The sequence below is a fragment of the Actinoplanes couchii genome (assembly GCF_016862075.1).
In the GTDB taxonomy this organism is placed as follows: domain Bacteria; phylum Actinomycetota; class Actinomycetes; order Mycobacteriales; family Micromonosporaceae; genus Actinoplanes; species Actinoplanes couchii.
Genome location: NZ_BOMG01000057.1, coordinates 135,355 through 155,699 on the forward strand (window position 1 = coordinate 135,355; position 20,345 = coordinate 155,699).

Sequence of the window (20,345 nt, forward strand, 5' to 3'; positions counted from 1 at the left end):
TCGCGGTGCCGGGCGGCCCGCGTCACCCGGAAGTAGACAACCGCTAGCGGGGATCCCGGAGCAGGCCGGCCTCGTACGCCAGCACCGCCAGATGGGTCCGGTCGTTGACGCCCAGCTTGGCGAACATCCGCCGCAGATAGGTGCGGACCGTCTCCGGGCTGAGGAACAGCTCGTCGGCGATCCGCTGGTTGGAGTAGCCCCGGGCGACGAGCCGGACCACCTGCAGCTCGCGTTCGGACAGCACCTGCCCGGCGAACGCGTGGGCCCGCTCCGGCGGCGGCGGGGCCAGCCGGTGCAGCAGCCGGCCGGTGACCTCCGGCGCGAGCATGGCGTGCCCGGCGTGCACGGTCCGGACCGCGTGCAGCACCTCGGCCGGCGCCGCGTTCTTCAGCAGGAAACCGGCGGCGCCCACCGACAGCGCGGTGTGCACGTACTCGTCCAGGTCGAAGGTGGTCAGCATGATCACCCGGGTGTCGGTGCCGGCCAGCACGGCACGCGCCACGGCCAGCCCGTCCATCTCCGGCATCTGCACGTCGAGCAGCGCCACGGCCGGGCGCAGGCCGGTGATCAGCCGGACCGCGGTGGCGCCGTCGGCGGCCTCACCGGCGACCCGGAACCCGTCGGTCCGGTCGAACAGCTTCCGGTAGGCGGCCCGGAAACCCGCGTCGTCGTCGGCCAGGAAGACGGAGATCACCGCCGGCCCACCGGCAGCCGCGCGGTGATCTCGAAACCGCCGCCGGCCGGCCGCCGCCAGGACACCGTCCCGCCGGCCAGCGCCGCGCGCTCCCGCATGCCCCGCAGCCCCACCCCGGAGCCGGCCCCGGCGCCCGGCCGGGTCGACCCGTGATCCCGGATCCACACCTGGATCTCCTCCTCGTCGTGCCCGACCCGGACCGAGCATCGCGCGCCGGGCGCGTGCCGGACCACATTGTGCAGCGCCTCCTGGACGATCCGGAACACCACCATCCGGGTGCCGCCGCCCGCGGCCGGGCCGGCGTCGAGGTGGGCGTCCACGGTGAGCCCGGCGGCACGGGCGCCGTCGATCAGGGACGCCAGAGCGGTCTCGGCGGGCCCGGCGGCCGGGACCGGCCCGGGATCCCGCAGATCCCGGACCAGGGACTGCGTCTCCCGCAGCGCGTCCCGGGCCCGTGTCTCGATCTCCGCCAGGGTGCCGCGCAGCTCGTCGTCACCGGCGTCCGGCAGCCCCCGGGTGACGCCGGCCTGCGCCGCGATCACCCCGAGCGCGTGCCCGACCACGTCGTGCACCTCGCGGGCCACGTTCAGCTGCACCCGGGCCCGCTCGGCCTCGCGCGCCGACTCCAGCTGCCGGCCGACCGCGGTGCCGAGCAGCCAGGCCGACGTCAGGGCGACGGCGGCGAACACCACCCGGCCGCCGGGCAGGCCGGAGCCGTCACCGTCCACCCCGGTCACCGCCAGCAGCAGCGCGAACCCGCACGCCACCAGGATGGCGGGGCCCCGGGTCCGGGCGGCCCGGGCGACGGCCAGGGCGTAGAGACACCAGGCGGCGGCGAGCATCGGATCCCGGCAGACGCCGAGCACCCCACCGGCCACGGTGGCCGCGGCAGCCGTCGCGGTGGCCACCCCCGGCGACCGGCGCCGGAACACCACGGCCGCGGCGGTGAGCACCGCCAGCGCCACCCCGGGCAGGAGCACCGGGGCGATGCCCTCCCGGATCAGCGGAGGCGCCCAGAACGCCGCGAGCACGACCAGGGCCACCGCACCGTCGGCCAGTGGCCGGCCGAGCCGCGCGCGGCCGTTCAGGGGGCGGAGCTGCACCGGCACACCGTAGTCAGTCGTGGCGGGACGCGACATGCCTGGTGAGCGCGACACAGCCGGCCGCCACCAGGATCGACACGGCGAGGTGGACGGTCAGGGTGGGCAGCATCTCCGCGGCCGGGCGGGTGCCGGACATCATCGTCAGCACCGGGTTCACCGGCGGAAGACCGGGGATCAGCGGTACGGCGATGACCACCACCAGCGCCAGCAGCAACGACCAGCCGGGCCGGGGCACCACCAGCCGGGAGCAGACGACACCGATCGCGATCCCGGTGACGGCACAGTTCAGCTGGGCCAGCGCGCCGGCGGCCAGGTCGGCGCCACCCCACCGGTGCTGGCCCAGCAGGATCGGGAAGGCCAGCCCGAATCCGAGCAGGACCACACCGGACAGCAGCGCCAGGAGCATCTCGGCGGCCAGCACCCGGCCGGCCCCGCCCGCGGTCACGCTCTGGATCGACCGGCGGACCGGGTCCTCGTGGTTCACGATCGTCACGGTCAGCCAGCACATGGAGATGAGCAGCGTGCTCGCCGACACCACGTAGGTGTTGGTCAGCAGCCCGCCGTCGTTGACGGTGAAGACGGTGAGCACGATGCCGAAGAACAGCAGCGGCGCGACGTACCGCTGGCCGTGCACCACGGCGGCCAGCTGGTACCGGATCAGCGCGACCATCGTTCCCCGTCCCGGGCCGGCGTGGCGGCGTGGTCCCGGCGGACCTCGGCGACCGACCAGCCACCGCGCAGCGCGATCATCAGCAGGTCGTCGCAGGCCGCCGGATGCACCCGCAGCTGGATCTGCCCGCCGTCGCCCCCGACTCCGGCCACCCCGTCCACCTCGTGCCAGTCGATCCGGCTCGGCGACCGGAACTCCGCGCCGGGGTCGGTCAGCATCACGTGGGCCATCGGTGCCCGGGTGCCCGGCTGGTGGCGCAGCACCCGGCCCTGGTCCACGCGGTAGGCCATGGTGGCGTGCGCACCGGTGACCGACTCGCGGTGGTCGGTGAAGACGACGCTGCCGCCGGCCCGGACCGTCTCGGCGATGATCTCGCCCAGCACCTGGTGGGCCCCGGCGTCCAGGCCGGACCACGGCTCGTCCAGGATCAGCAGCTCCGGGGGTGTCATCAGGGCCTGGGCGAGGGCGACCTTCTGGGCGTTGCCCTTGGAGAGCGCCCGGATCGGGGTACGGATCCCGCCGGCCAGCCGCAGCCGCTCCAGCAGCAGCAGGCCGCGCCGCCGGGCCTCGTCGCCGCCGAGTCCCCGGATCCGGCCGATGTGGACCAGGTAGGCGATCGGATTCATCGCGTCGGCGGCCGGGAAACGGTCCGGAACGTACCCGATCAGGCGTGGCATGCCGCTGATCCGCCCCCGGGTCGGGCGGGAGATCCCGGCGAGTATCCGGAGCAGGGTGGACTTACCCGACCCGTTGGACCCGAGGATCCCCACCGACTGACCGGGCGGGATCTCCATGTCGACCCGGTCGAGGACCCAGGCACCGGACCCGTACCGCTTGCTGACGTCCGTCAATCGAAGCACGACAACTCCAGGGCAGATGTCCCGACAAGCTACCCCATCACACCGGAGGGTCAGACGAACAGCTCCAGCGGTACGGCCGTGGCCAGTGCCGCCGTGCCCAGGTCGTTGGGGTGCAGGCCGTCGCCGGAGTCGTAGCGTGCCTGCATCTGCTCCGGGGCGGCCGGGTCACGGACCGCGGCGTCGAAGTCGACCACCGCGTCGTACTCGCCGGAGGCTCGGATCCAGGTGTTGAGGGTGTGGCGTTTGATCTGGTTGGCCGGGTTGTTGTACTTGGCCGAGGCGGTGCCGAACGGCAGCAGGGTGCCGCCGACCACCAGCAGGCCCGCCGACTTGGCCCGCAGGATCAGCTCCCGGTGCCCGGCGATCAGCTGGGCCGGGGTGACCAGCGGGTTGTTGGCCAGGTCGTTGACGCCGAGCAGGGTCACCACGTAGCGCACGCCGGGCTGGCCGAGCACGTCCCGCTCGAACCGGCGCAGCCCGGCCGGGCCGATCGACGCCTGCTCGGCGGCCTGACCGGTCCGGTCCTCGTAGCCGAAGAGCAGCCGGTTGCCACTGAGCCCGACGTTGAGCAGCCCGCGCGGGATCCGCTCGACGCGGAACCGGGCGGCCAGCAGGTCCGGCCAGCGGTGGTTGGTGTTGTCGGTGGTCTCGGTGCCGCAGGTGATCGAGTCGCCGATGGCGGCGATCGCGGCGGCGGACCGGACCGTGCGCACGCTGAGCCCGGTGATCCACAGGTAGCGGGTGACCCGCTTGCCGGTGCCCGGGCCGTCGATCTCGGTGGCGTCGCCGCCGACGATCAGGTTCGACTGCTTGGAGCGGGGGCTGACCGTGCCGACGACCGTCCGGTCCGGCACGTAGAGGCTGATCACCAGGTCCGACCCGGCCTCGACGATCATGTCGACGTGGTCGCTGGTCACCGTCGCGCCGGGCGGGATGACGACCTCGGTCGCGCCGTCGAAGGTGAGCGGGCGGCCGCTGCCGGGGACGGTGTCGCAGGACTTCCCGGTGCCGGAGCGCACGGCCAGGCCGGCGGCGCCGATCCGGACCGGTTCCGCGCCGTACTCGTTCGACAGGGTCAGGCGGGGCAGGTCGCCGCCGACGCTGGTGTGCACCACCTGCCGCACGGTCTGCGCGGTGAGCGTGAGAATCTTGTCGGCCGGAACCGCGGTCGGCGCGGCGGCCCAGGTGCCGACGCGCGCGGGCACGCGTGCGATGCTGTCGCGCTGACCGGCCTCACCGGGTGTGCCCATCACGACGGTCGCGCCGGCACCGCCCAGCAGGAGGCCACGGCGAGTGACCCCCCGGGCGAATCGGTGCCAACCCGATGATCCGATAAGAGAGCTTTTCTTCTTTATGCGGGCAATGTACAAATGGCCCCACGGGCTCGTCAAGCTACCCCTCCGATGTACGGCGCCCCCGGCGCGCGAATTCGGTCACACTGCCGGGGGAACCGTCATCGGAGCGTCAAGCCGTGGTGCAGGTCAGGTTCTGCACCTGTGCGGTGGCTGTGCCCGAGGCGAGGAAACCGAAGGTCACCGAGCCGTTGGCCGGGACCGAGGCGTTCCAGTTCTCGTTCGTCACGGACACCAATGATCCACTACTGGTGCCCTTGGCACTCCACACCTGGGCCAGCGTCTGTGCCCCCGGCCACGTCCAGCCGATCTTCCAGCCGTTCACCGCGGTGCTGCCCGCGGTCACCTTGACCTCACCCTGGAACCCGCCGGTCCAGGACGAGGTGGTGCTGTACGTCGCCGTACAGGCGCCGGGGTTGGGGTTGGGGGTCGTCGGGGTGCTGGGCGACGGCGACGGTGACGGGCTGGTGCCACCGTTCCCGACGCCGGTGACCTCGCCGTTGCCGCCGTCGAAGATCACGTCGGAGCAGCCGTAGAACGTCTCCTGGCTGTCCGAACGCGCCCACACCGAGTAGATCAGGTGCTTGCCAGTCTTGCCGGCCGGCAGCGTGCCGTTCCAGTAGTAGTGACCGTCGTCGGTGCCCGGCCCACCGGTCTCGGCCGGGTTGGTGACCTGGTCGAACGCGACCGGTTCGAGGTCACCCCAGGCGAGCGGCTTGGTCGGGTCGTAGCCGTTCTTGGTGATGTAGAGGGAGAACGTCCCCGGGTGCCGGGCCCAGTTGTTGTACTTGAACTGCACCGCCGCCCCACTGGTCAGGTGGGTGAGCGGCCAGTCGTTGCGGGCCAGGTTGAAACCGGTGAAGTTGTACGGCCCGCCGGTCCCGCCGCTGCACAGCTGCCCGTCCGGGAGGAACCCGTTGACCCGGCCGGCCCCGTCCGAGCGGAGCACGGCGAACCAGTTGTAGAGGGAGTTGACGCCGCTCTGGGCGACGGCCGCGGCGCAGGCGGCGTTCTTCGGTTCGATCGCGCCGGTCGACGGGTTGCGCCCGTCCTGGTAGCAGAGCCAGGTACGGCTGCCGGGGGCCTGGATCGCCCCGTGTGCCTGGGCCGGGCCCGGCAGAGCCAGGAGCCCGGCCGCGGCGGTGAACAGGACCACCGCGGCCATTCTGAGCAGTTTCATGCTTTTACCTCACCCCTGGGGGAACAGCCGGGCGTATTCGGCGTAGCCGGTTGCCACGTCGACCTGCGCCCAGAACCGGTGGTAGTTGAAGGACGGCGCGGGACCGCCCTTCAGGTAGGCGTCGAGCTTCGGGAAGTCCGGGTCGTTGCGGTAGAAGCTGCGGATGTCCAGGAACGAGACGCCCGGCTTGATGACGTCACCGTTGGGCATCTCCCCGGTCCAGCCCGGCGGGATGTAGATGCCCTGGCCGGTGGAGGCGTTGTAGGTGTCGTCCATCCGGTTGTAGTCGGCCCGGGTCTCGGTCACCGAGACGCCCTTGCTGTCCTTGAACGCCCAGATCGCGTCGAGCAGCCCCTTGGCCGCCGTCTTGGCCTGCGCGTTACCGGACTTGGCGGCATAGAAGGTGAGCAGCTTGGCGAACGAGCCGGCCACCCCGAGATCCTGGCTGTGGTTGGAGACGGTCACGTGCAGGTTGGTGTTGGCGGCCGGGCTGGACGGGTTCCAGGTGGCCGGCGCGCCGGACCAGGCCAGGTCGGACGGGATGGCGAAGGTGTTCGTGCCGATCGTGGTGTTGGCCAGCGCCCACGGCACCCACTTGTCGAGCACCGCCTTGGCCTTGGCGTTACCGGTCACGTAGTACAGCTCGGCGAGCCTTTCCAGTGACCAGGTCTGCATGCCGAACCAGCGGTTCGACGGCGGGTCCTCGTAGACCGGAGCCTCGACGTACGACAGGCCGTAGAACTGCGGCACGTTGCTCGGGCGGGCCGAGTAGTTGCCGTTCCAGCTGTTGGTGGCGCCACCGGCGATGGCCCCTTCGGACGACTGCAGCCACTGGTAGAACTCCAGCTGCCGGTCCAGGCTGGCCTGCCAGTCGGCCTTCGCCGTCGGCGACTTCGGGTTGAAGGCCGAGACGTTGGACAGGATGTAGGCGGCCATCGGGTTCTGGTAGCCGAAGTGGCTGACGCTGGAGCCGATGCGCCACGCCCAGCCGGCGCTGGTGTCGTAGGCCCCGCCCCAGGCGTAGTACCACGACATCAGGTTGTTCGACGCGTTCTTGCCGGTGCCGGCGGCACACGAGGTGGACGCGCAGCCGGGCTGCTTGAAGTACTTGTCGTAGAACGAGTAGCGCAGGTAGTCACCCATCTTGGCGGCGTTGGTGACGGCCGTCGCGACCTGTGACTGCTTGCCCTGCTCGGTGGCCCACTGCAGGGCCCAGTAGGCGACCTGCACGACGCGGGCGTCGGCGTCCGGGGCGTTGGTGTACTTCCACTGCTTGGCGTACGACGCGTCCTTGGTGAACAGGTCCAGGTACCCGTTCGGGCCGCCGTGCGCGAACGTGTCGCAGGAGGGCTGCGGCACGGTCTCGAAGGTGGACTCCTGCGGGCCGCGCTGGAACGTGTTGATGTACGCGACCCGGGTGGTCCCGTCACCGCAGTGACCGAAGCCGTAGACGTTGTCGACGTCCAGCAGCCAGTGCATGCCGTAGATGTCGTCGGTGCCGTACGCCGTCTTCAGTTCCGCGGCGAGCGGGTCGGTGCCGACGCTGACACTCGTGTCGAGCTGCGACGGATACTGCGACGGCAAGGGGTACTCGGCGGCGTACGTGGCCGGCTTGGCGGGGTTGTAGTTGGCGTTGGTCGGCTGGTCGGCGTGCGACGGGATGATGTACTTCTCCATCGTCGCCCAGGCCGCGTTGAAGGCGGTCCAGCTGCCGGAGATCCGGGCCTGCGACGCCTCCAGCCACAGCCAGTAACTGAACGCCTCGCTGGTGGTCTCGTGACCGTGGTCCGGCGCCTCGTCGATCAGCGTCTCGATCGAGTGGTAGGGCACGCCCTCCGGGCTGAAGTAGCCGTTGGCCGGGTTCTTCAGGTCGTTGTAGAGCTGCGTGAACCGGGCGTCCACCGAGCCCTGGTCGACCACCGAGACACCGAGCTGGGCGGCGGTGTAACCGCTGCTGGTGGCGGAGATCGTCGCGGTGGCCCCGATCGCGGCGGCCGACGAGGCGGCGACCGTGACCGACTGGCCGGTGTTCCAGTTCGACGGGGTGAACGTGAGGCTGGCCGGGGTCACCGTGACCGCGGTGGATCCGGCGCTGCGGGCCACCGCCACGGTGACGTTCGCGGCCGGCGCCTTGCTCAGCGCGACCTTGAACGCGCCGCTGGCCCCGGGCGAGATCGCCAGGGAGGTGGCGTCCGCGACGATCGCCGGGGTGGTCGAGGCGTCCACGAAGACCGGCACGTCGGCGGTGCTGCTGCGGGTGCCGGCGTTGTCGAACGCGACGGCCTGCACGTGGTAGGCCGCGGTCTGTGCCGGGACACCGTCCCAGCTGTACGCGTACGGCGCGGTCGTGTCCGAGCCCAGCAGCAGCCCGTCGTGGTAGAACTCGACCCGGCTGATCGTCTGCCCGGTGGCCGCGGTGGCGGTGGCCGTGATCGGGATCGACGCCGGTGCGGTGTACCTGGTGTTCGCGGCCGGGGCGGTGATCGCCACGGTCGGCGCGTTCGCCGCCTGGTTGCAGGCGGTGCCGTTCAGGGTGAACGCGGTGGGCACCGGGTTCGCCGAGGTGAACGTGGCGTTGAAGCCGGTGCTCACGGTGGCGTTGGTGCCCAGCGAACCGTTCCAGGAGGCGTTGTCGACGGTGACCCTGGCGCCGGACTGGGTGTAGACGCCACTCCAGCCCTGGGTGACCTTCTGGCCGGCGTCCGGGAAGTCGTACTGCAGCTTCCAGGTGCTGAGCGGGTCACCGGTGTTCTTGATCTGGATGTCGCCGGTGAAGCCACCGGACCACGAACTCTGCACCTTGTACACGACGGTGCAGCCGGCCGCGGCGTAGGCGGGAGCGCCTGCCGCGAGGGCCGCGCCGGCGCCGAGAACGGCGACGCCGGAGACGGCCAGCCTGCGTCGCAGGCGTTGTCTGAAAGGACTCACGGGGATGGGTTCCTTCCGCTACGGGTTGGTGGAACAGGTGATCGGGGACGGGACGGGGTTGGAGCCGGTGGTGCTGCCGAGGAATCCGAAGGTGGTGGAGGCCCCGGACGTGAGGGCGCCGTTGTAACTCGCGTTCACGACGCTGACGGTGGTTCCGGACTGGGTGGCGGTGCCGCCCCAGCTCTGCGTGACGGTCTGGCCGGCGCCGTAGGTCCAGCCGACCTTCCAGGCGCTGGTCGTGGCGGTCCCGTTGTTGGTGACGGTCACCTCGCCCTGGAAGCCGCCCGACCAACTGCCGGTGATCTTGTACGCCGCCGAACAGCCGGAGTTGGGTGTGGGGGAAGTGGACGGGGACGCCGAGGGGGAGGGACTCGATGACGTGGAGGGCGTCGGTGACGTCGGGCCCCCGTTACGGTCGGCGTAGAGGATGCCGCGGCCGTTCGTACCCAGGTAGACCCGGCCGTAGATCCGCGGGTCACCGGCCAGGGCGTCACCCGCGTTGCCGTACTGGTGCTTGTCGTCGTTGATCCGCACCCAGTAGGCGCCGCTGTTGTCCGAGCGGAACACCCCGTCCACGCCGTCGACCGTGCCGACCAGGAACACCGCGGGGGCGGTCGATCCCGGGGCGGCCCTACCGAACGCCACGTTGATGCCCTCGGTGACGCCGCCACCGATCGTGGTGAACGTCTGGCCCGAGTCGGTGGAGCGGTACAGCCCGGTCTTGGCGGCCACCCACACCTGCCCGGCGGCACCGGGGACGGCCTTCAGGTTGACCCGGCCCTCGGTCGGCAGGGTGATCGAGCGGGCGGTGAACGTCGCGCCGCCGTCGGTGCTGGTGTAGAACTTCCCGGCGGCGTACGCATAGAAGGTCCTGGGGTTGACCCGGTCGCTTTCCACCTTGGCCCCGGCCGGGATGCCCGTGGCGGCGGTCCAGGTGCTGCCGCGGGTGGTGGAATAGTGCACACCGGTTCCGGCCGGCGACCAGACCACCGCGTTCGCGTCGGCGCCGACCGCCACGGTGCCGCCGCCTGTCACGCCGGACGGCTCCTGACCCTGGTACCAGGTCTTCCCGCCGTCGTTGGACACACCGATGTGCGGCGCGGCCGCGTTGTTGCCGACCCGGACGAAGAACGACGGGCTCGACTCGGCGAAGTCCAGGCCGGTGTTGCTGCCCAGGGCCGGGGTGTCGTGGAAGTTGGGCTGCACCGTGTCCAGATCGGCGTGGTGGAAACCGCCGACGTCGCCGAGCGCGCTGACCAGCGGGGCCCCGGAGGGCGGGCTGGCCAGGTCGAGCACCGCGGTCTCCTCGATCCCCTTGGCGTACGGCTTGATGGTGAACGTGGTGTTGCTGTCCCAGTTGGTCAGCTGCGTGGTGCCGTAGACGGTCGCCCCGGTGCCGTAGAGCAGCCGGTCGGAGTCGAACGGGTCGATCGCCAGGGACTCGTTCATCCAGCCGAGCTTCGGGCTCTCCTCGGGCGCCTGGGCGGTGCTGTTGAAGTCCAGCCACGGGTTCGCCGAGATGTCCATGGTGTAGCGCTTGGACCGGCTCGGATAACTGGTCCAGTCCCAGGCGCGGGTCCAGGTGGCGCCGTAGTCGGTGGAGCGGAAGAAGATCGCGTCCGGCCACCAGGAGATCTGGGTGGCGACCATCAGGGTCCCGGGCCGTTTGGCGTCCACGGTCAGGCCGGAGTACCCGTAGTAGCGGTCGGCGACCGGGGTCGGCGAGATGTCGGTCCAGACGCCGGTGGTGGTGTCCAGTCGAGCCACCTGACCGGCGCCGCCGTCGTACGGGCCGCCGGTGTCACTGGTCGCGATGAACAGGTACTTTCCCTGGATCACACCCTTGTGCGCGAGATATCCGGTGGGCTGCCCGGCGACCCGCTCCCACGTGGCGCCGGAGTCGAGCGAGCGGTAGACCGGGTTCTCCTTGTCGGCGACACCGACGTATACAGCGGGTGACGCCGGATCGAACGTCACCCATGTCAGCCCTTGGTTCTGGTTGAGATAGCCGTTCGGGTCGGACGGGTCGGCGACATAGTTACCGGCGTTCGGGAAGTTGGTCACTTTCGCCCAGGTGGCCCCATAGTCAACACTGCGCCACAGCCCGTTTCCGCCCTCGGCGGCGAAATAGACCTTCCGGTTGTCCCGCGGGTCGACGGCCAGGCGCTCCCCCATGCCGCGACCGGGCATGTTGCCACCCACCTTGAACGGCAGAGCCGTCCGTGACCAGGTGTTTCCCTTGTCGCTCGAGCGCAGGATCGCGCCGTTGTTCGGATCCCAGGAGTTGGTGTACATCCCGACCGCCGCGTAGACCCGGGTGGTGTCGACCGGGTCCGGAGCGATGCTCAGCACCCCGTTGTGACCCCAGTCGTCCTGCCCGACCCAGTCCAGCAGCGGCGTCCAGCTCTGCGTCGACGGCGTCCACCGGTAGGCGCCACCGATGTCGGTCCGGCTGTAGATCAGGTCCTTCTCACCCGGGTTGAAGACGATGCCCGGAACAAAACCACCGCCGTCGATCCGGACGTTCTTCCAGGTGTACGGCTCGGCGGGGGCCGCGGTGGCGATGTTCGGGCCGGCGGCGACGGCGACCGCGGTGGCGGCGGTCATGAGAGCGGCGACCAGCGCGCCGCCGGTGGACCTTCGCATGGAGGGTGCCCTTTCATTGACACGCATGAGTGGGAGCGCTCCCAGAAGCGTCTGCCGATGTCATCTTCATGTCAAGAGCCGGAAACTTCACGGTGACAACGGGTAGACGCTCGGCAACCGTCCGATGGAAGGGGACATTGCGTGACAATTGGCTGCTGAAAAGGCTGTGTATCATTCGGCCGGAACACGCAGGTCGACGTCATCCGAGGCGCCGGCCGGCCGACCCGGCGAGAGGCCGGTTAAGCCACGTTCCGAATACGTGGCGTAACCGCGGGTACGGCGTAGCGGTGGAGGAGATTGCATGAAGGTTTGTGTCGTCGGTACCGGCTATGTCGGCCTTACCACGGGTGTCAGCCTGGCCTTCCTCGGACACGAGGTGACTTGTGTCGACCTCGACCAGGCCAAGGTCGACATGCTGCGCGGCGGTAAGTGCCCCATCTACGAGCCCGGGATGGAGGATCTGCTCGCCGAGGCCGCGTCGAATCTGACGTTCACCACGTCCTACTCCGAGGCCGTTCCCGGCGCCGACGTGGTCTTCGTGGCGGTCCAGACGCCGTCGGCCGCGGACGGCAGCCCCGACCTGCGCTACCTGAGCAGTGCCGCGGAGAGCGTGGCGCACGCGCTGAACCACGACTTCACCGTGGTGGTCAACAAGTCCACGGTGCCGATCGGCAGTGGCAACTGGGTCGACGCGATCCTGCGGGAGTCGTTCGCGACCCGCGAGGACCGCCCGGCCGGTGTCGAGTTCGCGGTCGCGTCCAACCCGGAGTTCCTGCGGGAGGGCAACGCCATCGCGGACACCCTCTACCCGGACCGGATCGTCATCGGCTCGGACAACCCGCGCAGCCTCGAGGTGCTCAACCGCCTCTACCGGCCGATCATCAACCAGACCTTCACGCCGCCGACGTTCCTGCCGCGGCCCGAGGACGCCACCGCCGTCCCGCTGGTCTCCACCGACCTGGCCTCGGCCGAGCTGATCAAGTACGCGGCGAACGCGTTCCTGGCCCTGAAGATCAGCTACGCGAACGAGATCGGCCAGCTGGCCGCCAAGGTCGGCGCGGACATCACCGAGGTGGTCCGGGGCATGGGCCTGGACCAGCGGATCGGCTCCCGGTTCCTGCAGCCGGGCGTCGGCTGGGGCGGCTCCTGCTTCGGCAAGGACACCAAGGCCCTGGTCGCCACCGCCGCCGAGTACAACCTCGAGATGCCGATCGTGCGGGCCGCCCGCGAGGTGAACACCCGGCAGCGCGCCGTCGCCGTCGAGCGCCTCCAGGACGAGCTGCGGATCCTCAAGGGCCGCAAGATCGGCCTGCTGGGCCTGGCGTTCAAGCCGAACACCGACGACCTGCGGGACGCGGCGTCGCTGGACATCGCGAAGTCGCTGATCGCCCGGGGCGCGCGGGTCAAGCTGCACGACCCGGTCGCGACCGAGCGGTTCAAGGCGGAGCAGCCGGAGCTGGCGCCGTACCTGGCCTCGACGATCGACGAGGTGTTCGCCGACTGCGACGCGGTGGTGCTGGTGACCGAGTGGGCGCAGTACCTGGAGCTGGACTGGTCGAAGTTCGTCGGCCTGATGCGCACCCCGATCCTGCTCGACGGCCGGCACGTGCTGGACCCGGACCGGATGCGCCGTCTCGGCTATCGCTACGTCGCCGTGTCCGGCTAGATCTGCTTTACCTACATCAACCGCCGTGGCGGCCCTCGGGCTGCCGCGGCGGTTTCCTTTTTGCGGCCGTACCGGCTGATAAGCCCCTTCCAGCAAAACCGACTCACACCATACCGGCGAGACGTTTAGTCTGGATAAATACGGGTATTTACCCACGGATCGGGTGGCTTACCGGTAGGCTCTTCCGCCAATCTCCTTAACCGGTTAAGGTGCCGACGGGTCGCAGCGATATCGTTACCGACTCGATCGCGCTGAAATCATTGCGCAACTTGCTGGTTACCTCTTGACTGTTGGTCAAGAAGCGCTTCGGACGGCGGCGTCGCAAGACGCCGGAGGCGCTATATGACATAGGGAGCGGTATGTTCGTTCAACGTGGGAGTTCGCGATCCCGGGTCGCGGTCGCCGGTGCCCTCAGCATGGGCCTGGTTTTCGGTCTCAGTGCTTGCGGCGACAGCAAGGAAACGGACAGCGGGACCACCGACAGTTCGGCGGCGGCCATCGACTGCACGCCGTACACCGCGTTCGGTGACATCAAAGGCAAGACGGTCACGATCTACACCGGCATCGTGACCCCGGAGGACAAGCCGCACATCGACTCGTACAAGCCGTTCGAGACGTGCACCGGCGCCACCATCAAGTACGAGGGCGACAAGGCCTTCGAGACCCAGGTGCTGATCCGCGCCGAGGCCGGCAACCCGCCGGACCTCGCGTTCGTGCCCCAGCCCGGCCTGCTGCAGCGCCTCGTCGCCACCGGCAAGGCCAAGGAGGCCCCGGCCGAGACCGCGGCCAACGTGGACAAGCACTTCGGCAAGGACTGGAAGGCGTACGGCACGGTCGACGGCAAGTTCTACGCCGCGCCGCTGGGCGCCAACGTGAAGTCCCTGGTGTGGTACTCCCCCACCGAGTTCAAGGACAGCGGCTACGCCGTGCCCACCACGCTCGCCGAGCTGAAGACGCTCAGCGACAAGATGGTCGCCGACGGCAAGAAGCCGTGGTGCGCGGGCATCTCCTCCGGTGAGGCGACCGGCTGGCCGCTCACCGACTGGATGGAGGACTTCATGCTCCGGCTCTCCGGGCCGGAGGCGTACGACAAGTGGGTGAGCCACGGAATCCCGTTCAACGGTCCCGAGGCCACCGCGGCCCTCGACGCGGTCGGCGGCTACCTGAAGAACGACCAGTACGTGAACGGCGGCCTCGGCGACGTCAAGAGCATCGCCGGCACCACCTTCCAGGACGCGGGCCTGCCCATCCTGGACGGCACCTGCTCGCTGCACCGCCAGGCCTCGTTCTACGCGGCCAACTTCCCCAAGGACAAGAAGGTGGCCGCGGACGGCGACGTCTTCGCCTTCTACCTGCCGGGTGAGACCGCCGACAGCAAGCCGGTCCTGGGTGGTGGCGAGTTCGTCGTCGCGTTCGCCGACCGTCCCGAGGTCAAGGCGTTCCAGACCTACCTGTCCAGCGACACCTGGGCCAACGCCAAGGCCAAGCTCTCCTCGGGCTGGGTCTCCGCGAACAAGGGTCTGGACCCCAACAACCTGACGAACCCGGTCGACAAGCTGTCCGCCGAGATCCTGCAGGACCCGAACGCCACGTTCCGCTTCGACGGCTCGGACATGATGCCCGCCGCGGTCGGCTCCAACGCGTTCTGGAAGCAGACCACCGCCTGGATCACCGGGCAGGACACGAAGACCACGCTCGACAAGATCGAAGCGGCCTGGCCGAAGTGATCTGCTAGCAACAATGGGCCGGCCGGGTATCCCCCGGTCGGCCCTAGCAGTCTCTCGCCACTTGTTCTTCACTTAACCTCCTCTCTCTCGCTTGGAAACAACCAAGGAGGAACGGGCCGCGTGTTCACCACCGCCTCCACCGCCGGTCAGAAGATCGGTCAGATGTTCGCGGCGATCCTGCTGTTCGCCGCCGTCGTCGGCCTGATCCTGTTCATCGCCGGGCGTTTCACCGGCAAGCGCGACCGTGCCATCGCCGCGCTCTACCTGCTACCGACCCTCGTGCTGCTCAGCGTCGGGCTTCTCTACCCGGGTCTGCGCACCATCTACCAGTCGTTCCTCGACGCGTCGCTGACGAACTTCGTCGGGCTCGACAACTACAAGACGATCTTCAGTGATCCGGAACAGCTGACGGTTCTGCGCAACACCGCGTTCTGGGTGCTGCTGACGCCGTTCGTGGCGACCGCGATCGGCCTGCTCTACGCCATCCTGGTGGACCGGGCCCGGGTCGAGTCGTTCGCCAAGGCGCTGGTCTTCCTGCCGATGTCGATCTCGTTCGTCGCGGCGTCGGTGATCTGGAAGTTCGTCTACGAGTACCGCCCGGACCAGCGCAACGTGCAGCAGATCGGCCTGCTCAACGAATTCGTCGTGATGTTCGGCGGCAAACCGGTCCAGTTCCTGATCGAGTCGCCGCTCAACACGTTCCTGCTGATCGTGATCCTGGTGTGGATCCAGGCCGGGTTCGCGATGACCGTGCTGTCCGCGGCGATCAAGGCGATCCCGGACGACATCGTGGAGGCCGCCCGCCTCGACGGCGTCGGCCCGTGGGGCATGTTCCGCTTCGTCACCCTGCCGGCGATCCGCCCGGCGGTCGTGGTGGTGCTGACCACCATCGCCATCGGCACCCTGAAGGTCTTCGACATCGTCCAGACCATGACCGGTGGCCGGTTCGAGACGAGCGTCATCGCCAACGAGTTCTACAGCCAGACCTTCCGCAGCGACAACCGTGGCTTCGGCGCGGCGCTCGCGGTGGTGCTGTTCATCCTGGTGATCCCGATCGTCGTCTACAACATCCGCCAGCTTCGCCGTTCGGAGGCGTGATGACCACCGCAGCTCCTCTCTCCACCACGCCGGTGTCGAAGTCGGAAGGCAAGAAGCTGTCCGCGGCCTCGTCGGCGAAGAGCAAGCTCACCTCGCCGTGGGCGTCGCTGGTCGCGATCGTCATCGCGGTGCTGTGGACGATCCCCACGTTCGGTCTGCTGGTCTCGTCCTTCCGCCCGGAGGACCAGATCAAGAAGACCGGCTGGTGGACGTTCTTCTCCGACCCGACGCTGACGCTGGACAACTACCGGGCCGTCTTCGACGCGGAGAACGGCGTCAACCTGGCGGACTACCTGCTCAACTCGGTGGTCATCACGATCCCCGCGGTGCTCATCCCGCTCTGCCTCGCCTCGCTCGCGGCGTACGCGTTCGCCTGGATGAACTTCCCGGGGAAGAACTTCCTGTTCATCACGATCTTCGCGCTGCAGATCGTGCCGCTGCAGGTGACCCTGCTGCCGCTGCTCCAGCTGTTCGTCACGATGGACATCGACGGCACGTTCTGGACGCTGTGGCTGTCGCACTCGACGTTCGCGCTGCCGCTGGCGATCTACCTCCTGCACAACTTCATCAAGGAGGTGCCGTCCAGCCTGATCGAGGCGGCCCGGATCGACGGCGCCGGGCACGTGTCGATCTTCTTCCGGGTGCTGCTGCCGCTGCTCACCCCGGCACTGGCGGCGTTCGGCATCTTCCAGTTCCTCTGGGTCTGGAACGACCTGCTGGTCGCGCTGACGTTCACCGGCGCCCCGGAGATCTCGCCGATGACGGTGCAGCTGTCCAACCTGAGCGGCACCCGGGGCACGGCCTGGTACCTGCTGTCGGCCGGCGCCTTCGTCTCGATCGTCATTCCGGTCACGGTGTTCCTGCTCCTGCAGCGCTACTTCGTCCGCGGCCTGCTCGCGGGCAGCGTCAAGGGCTGACCCCGCACCTCTCCCCCTGCTCCGCGTGAACGGCGGCCGCACCTTCCCGGTGCGGCCGCCGTTTCTCGTTCGGGCCTCACCCTCTCCGTGCCACCGGGCGCAGCGCGCGGAACGCGATCAGCGTGCTGGCCGCCAGCAGCAGGGCCGGGATCACGTAGGCGGCGCCCACGGCCGCCGCGAGTTCCGGGCGCAGTGCCTCGCGGGCCGCGGGTTCCAGGGCGAGCATGCCGCCCACTCCCCCGGCCTCCGGCGCGCGGGCGCTGACCAGCAGGCTCAGGGAGACCGCGACGGCCGCGCCGCCGGTCGCCGACGCGAGCTGGTTGGCCAGGGTGAGCAGGGTGATGCCGCGCGGGGTCTGGTCGTGGTCCAGGTCCCGGGTCGCGACCGTCATCGCCGGCAGCAGGGTGGCGCCCGATCCGGCGGCGAGCACCATCGCCGCCGCCACCAGCCACGGATAGCCGGCGTCGGTGGCCATCGCGGTGCCCAGCGCGATCGCCCCGGCCGTCCCGAGAGTGGTGCCGGTGAGCACGATCCGGCGCGGCGGGATCCGGTCGATCAGCCGGGTGCCGGCCTGGGCGAACACCGCCACCACGACCGCCTGCGGCAGCACCAGCAGCCCGGCCCGGGCCACCCCGTCGCCGCCGACACCCTGGACGAACAACGGCAGGACCGACATGGTGCCGAAGTACGCCGCCGCGAAGCAGGCCATCACGCCCAGCCCGGCCCGGAACGGCCGATGTTCCAGCATCCGCAGATCGACGAGCGGCTCCGGCACCCGGCGGGCCCGGCGGACGAAGACGGCGAGCATCCCGATCCCGGCGGCGAGCAGGCCCAGCCACCCCAGCGAACGCTCCAGCAGGGTGCCGCCCAGCACGACGGCGACCGCCCCGCCGGAGAGCAGGGCCAGACCGGGCAGGTCGATCGACCGTACGACAGCAAGGGGTTGATCTTTCGGGAGGACCCGGCGGCAGACCGCGAGGGCGAGCAGGCCGATCGGCACGTTGATCAGGAAGATCCAGCGCCAGGAACCGGCGTCGGTGAGCCAGCCGGCCAGCGGCGGGCCGAAGACCGGGCCGATCGCCAGCGGCAGCGCCAGCAGGCTCATCAGGCGGCCGCGGGCCTCCCGGGGTGTCGCCCGCAGCCCGATGGCCGTGCCGACCGGGGTGAGCAGACCACCGCCGAGGCCCTGGACGAACCGGAAGAAGGCCAGCGAGACCACGTCCCAGGCCAGTCCGGCGAGCAGGGACAGGACGGTGAACACGATCATCGCGGTGAGGTAGACCCGGCGGGCGCCGAAACGTTCGACGGCCCAGCCGGCGAGGGGGATCACCGAGACCAGTCCGAGCAGGTACCCGATGGTCACCCACTGGGCGGCCGGCAGCGAGGTGTGCAGGCCGGCGACGATCGCGGGCAGCGCCACCGCGGTCACCGTGGTGTCGACGACGACCAGCAGGCCGCCGAGGGCGATGGTCAGGCCGAGGACGCGGATGCTCCGGCCGGCCAGGGCGATATCGGTCATCGGGCCAGCGTCGGTGCTCAACCGCGCTTGAGGTCAAGCAGACGGGCCGGCCCCGGGATCGCTCCCGGGACCGGCTACCGGATCACGGCTGGCTGCGCGGGCTGTCCGGGGCCAGGGTGTCGATGAACTCGTGCGGCTCGTGCACCTTGCTGCTGCTGCGGGCCTGGTCGGCCTCGGCCTTGAGCGTCGCCGCGACTCCGGCGGAGTCCACGCCCGGGATCGACCGGACCGTGTCGTAGGCCTTCTCCGCCAGCGCGTACGCCGACCGGTAGTCGTGGGCCGCGAAAGCCTTGCTCGCGCCGCCCAGCAGCAGGTCGGCAGCCTTCAGCGCGGCCTTGCCCCGGCCCGCCGGGACGGTCGCGGCGAGCCGGTTCGCGGCCTCCCAGTAGGCGGCGGTCAGGAACCGGTCGCTGTTGTCCCGGTCGAACTGGCTGAAGTCCCAGTTGACGTCGATGTAGGACATCATCGAGTTGTTCTCGTCGCCGGCGTTGGCGTAGTAGAACTCGCCGGATCCGCCGTAGTCGACGCCGGTGGCGCTGTCGTAGCCGTCGTGCGGGTGGCTCATGCCCAGGTGGTGGCCGACCTCGTGGATCTGGGTGGTGGTCAGGCCGTAACCGGAGGCGACGATCTCGGGCGAGATGAACGAGAACACGTAGCTCTGGTCGCCGTCGGACCAGTCGTCGTCGGCGAATCCGAGCGCCGGGCTGCCGATGCCGGCCCCGACCGCGTAGTTGAACAGCGGGATCTCGTAGTCGACCTTCCCCCGGTCGTCGAGGGCGCGGTCCAGGTTCTCGGTGTTGTAGAGGTACAGGTTCGCCATCGCCGGGAGACCGGTCTCCGGGTAGCAGGACTCCCCGGTGAGGACGCCGAGGTAGCACTGCTCGGCCTTCGCGTCGTACGGCAGATCCTGGAAGTCCTGGGAGAACCGGTTGCGCCAGCGCAGCTCGGACAGTTCCTGGACGAGCAGCTCCGGAGTGATGTACTCCTTCGACGCGTCGACGCCGGGCCAGCCCTCGTACGTGTTGTTGTCGATGTCCAGGGTCTTCGGCGGGTTGGCCGTGGGCAGCTCGACCGGGTACAGCGGCGAGGTGGTGAAGAGCAGGTTCAGCGCCACGTACCGGGTGATCTTCCCGAGGTCGCCGGCGAGCGCGGACGGGGCACGGTAGCCGCCGTTCACGTACTCCCAGGTCGGCGGCATCCGGTAGTCGGGCACACCGTCACCGTCGACGTCGGCGTTGTCCACGTCGTAGTTCGCGGTCCAGGACTCCGGGCCGGCCGACAGGTCGTGGAACCAGACCCGCCGGGTGGCGCCCAGACCGGTCTCCTCGTCGTCGGCGGTGGTGCCGCCCCAGGCGATCATCTTGCGGCTGTCCCGCTCGGCGCCGAAGTCGTAGCCGGTGTCCGGGTCCGGTTCGCCGGTCTTGGTGTACACGTGGTGCCGGAAGTCGGACCGGCCGAACCAGTTCACGAAGAAGACCGTGTTGCGGCGGGTGTCCACCCCGGACGGCGGGTTGAAGGCCAGCCACTTCTCCACGCTGGGCGCGTCGATCGTGCTGTTGCCAGTGATGTCCAGGACGTTGTTCGCCTGGTCGTTGTAGGCCTGCTGATACGCCGTCAGCGGGGCCGGTTTCGCCAGCTTGCCGAGCTGCTTGAAGAACCTGTCCTCGTAGCTCTGGTTGGCGTACGTAAGCCGGTAGTCGTATTTGTAGGTGATGCCCAGTTTCTCGGTCTCGCCGTACCAGAGACGCGACCGGACCACCGGCTCGTAACCGGGCGCCAGCTCGCCGAGGAAGGCGTTCTTGGCGACCTGCGACGGCTCGTACCCGACGAATACGACGTTGACCGGCACCTTCTCGACGAGGCGCGGCTGGCCGCCCGGCTTCAGATAGCTCAGTGACGGCGCGGCGGAGGCGCCGGCCGGGCCCGCTCCGGCGCCGACGAGAACCGCGACGACCGCCACGGCCATAGATCTTCTCCATCCCATG

General features: G+C 69.7%; 14 protein-coding genes. 4 read left to right on the forward strand and 10 right to left on the reverse strand.

The features are described from left to right. Positions 1-43 precede the first annotated feature (43 nt). The 8 genes from Aco03nite_RS23885 to Aco03nite_RS23920 all read right to left on the reverse strand — a co-directional run bounded on the left by Aco03nite_RS23885 (position 44) and on the right by Aco03nite_RS23920 (position 11,433). Positions 44-694, reverse strand: coding sequence for a response regulator (locus Aco03nite_RS23885; protein WP_203797993.1), 651 nt, complete (start codon positions 692-694; stop codon positions 44-46). Next, positions 691-1,797: a sensor histidine kinase gene (locus Aco03nite_RS23890; RefSeq protein WP_203797995.1), complete on the reverse strand. Its 1,107-nt coding sequence runs from the start codon at positions 1,795-1,797 to the stop codon at positions 691-693. Before Aco03nite_RS23890 ends, Aco03nite_RS23885 begins: the two co-directional genes overlap by 4 nt. 13 nt (positions 1,798-1,810) lie before the next feature. Further along, positions 1,811-2,467: a hypothetical protein gene (locus tag Aco03nite_RS23895; protein WP_203797997.1), complete on the reverse strand. Its 657-nt coding sequence runs from the start codon at positions 2,465-2,467 to the stop codon at positions 1,811-1,813. After that, positions 2,455-3,327 (reverse strand): ATP-binding cassette domain-containing protein, encoded by an 873-nt coding sequence (locus Aco03nite_RS23900; protein ID WP_239145376.1) that lies wholly within the window; start codon positions 3,325-3,327, stop codon positions 2,455-2,457. Before Aco03nite_RS23900 ends, Aco03nite_RS23895 begins: the two co-directional genes overlap by 13 nt. A 50-nt stretch (positions 3,328-3,377) precedes the next feature. Further along, positions 3,378-4,532 carry an SGNH/GDSL hydrolase family protein gene (locus tag Aco03nite_RS23905; protein ID WP_203797999.1) on the reverse strand — a complete coding sequence of 385 codons (1,155 nt, stop codon included), beginning with the start codon at positions 4,530-4,532 and terminating at the stop codon, positions 3,378-3,380. 259 nt (positions 4,533-4,791) lie between these two features. Further along, on the reverse strand, positions 4,792-5,859 hold the full coding sequence (locus Aco03nite_RS23910; protein ID WP_203798000.1) for a lytic polysaccharide monooxygenase auxiliary activity family 9 protein: 1,068 nt from the start codon (positions 5,857-5,859) through the stop codon (positions 4,792-4,794). A gap of 9 nt (positions 5,860-5,868) precedes the next feature. Continuing rightward, positions 5,869-8,787, reverse strand: coding sequence for a glycoside hydrolase family 48 protein (locus Aco03nite_RS23915; RefSeq protein WP_239145377.1), 2,919 nt, complete (start codon positions 8,785-8,787; stop codon positions 5,869-5,871). Positions 8,788-8,805: 18 nt separating this feature from the next. Then, positions 8,806-11,433 (reverse strand): cellulose binding domain-containing protein, encoded by a 2,628-nt coding sequence (locus tag Aco03nite_RS23920; RefSeq protein ID WP_203798001.1) that lies wholly within the window; start codon positions 11,431-11,433, stop codon positions 8,806-8,808. A 301-nt stretch (positions 11,434-11,734) separates the two neighbouring features. On the opposite strand from Aco03nite_RS23920, the gene Aco03nite_RS23925 reads away from it, so the two are divergent. From Aco03nite_RS23925 to Aco03nite_RS23940, 4 genes are all read left to right on the forward strand, one after another. Further along, positions 11,735-13,099 carry a UDP-glucose dehydrogenase family protein gene (locus tag Aco03nite_RS23925; protein ID WP_203798002.1) on the forward strand — a complete coding sequence of 455 codons (1,365 nt, stop codon included), beginning with the start codon at positions 11,735-11,737 and terminating at the stop codon, positions 13,097-13,099. A gap of 359 nt (positions 13,100-13,458) precedes the next feature. Continuing rightward, on the forward strand, positions 13,459-14,826 hold the full coding sequence (locus tag Aco03nite_RS23930; protein ID WP_203798003.1) for an ABC transporter substrate-binding protein: 1,368 nt from the start codon (positions 13,459-13,461) through the stop codon (positions 14,824-14,826). A gap of 120 nt (positions 14,827-14,946) precedes the next feature. Then, positions 14,947-15,924: a carbohydrate ABC transporter permease gene (locus Aco03nite_RS23935; RefSeq protein WP_373872632.1), complete on the forward strand. Its 978-nt coding sequence runs from the start codon at positions 14,947-14,949 to the stop codon at positions 15,922-15,924. Beyond that, positions 15,924-16,841 carry a carbohydrate ABC transporter permease gene (locus Aco03nite_RS23940; RefSeq protein WP_203798004.1) on the forward strand — a complete coding sequence of 306 codons (918 nt, stop codon included), beginning with the start codon at positions 15,924-15,926 and terminating at the stop codon, positions 16,839-16,841. The genes Aco03nite_RS23935 and Aco03nite_RS23940 overlap by 1 nt, the downstream gene beginning before the upstream one ends. 76 nt (positions 16,842-16,917) lie before the next feature. Here Aco03nite_RS23940 and Aco03nite_RS23945 read toward each other — a convergent pair whose 3' ends face one another. Together Aco03nite_RS23945 and Aco03nite_RS23950 are read right to left on the reverse strand one after the other, a co-directional pair. Beyond that, positions 16,918-18,360: a DHA2 family efflux MFS transporter permease subunit gene (locus Aco03nite_RS23945; RefSeq protein WP_203798005.1), complete on the reverse strand. Its 1,443-nt coding sequence runs from the start codon at positions 18,358-18,360 to the stop codon at positions 16,918-16,920. Between the two features lie 82 nt (positions 18,361-18,442). Next, entirely contained in the window at positions 18,443-20,326 is a 1,884-nt protein-coding gene (locus Aco03nite_RS23950) for a zinc metalloprotease (RefSeq protein ID WP_203798007.1), read from the reverse strand. Between the last annotated feature and the right edge of the window lie 19 nt (positions 20,327-20,345).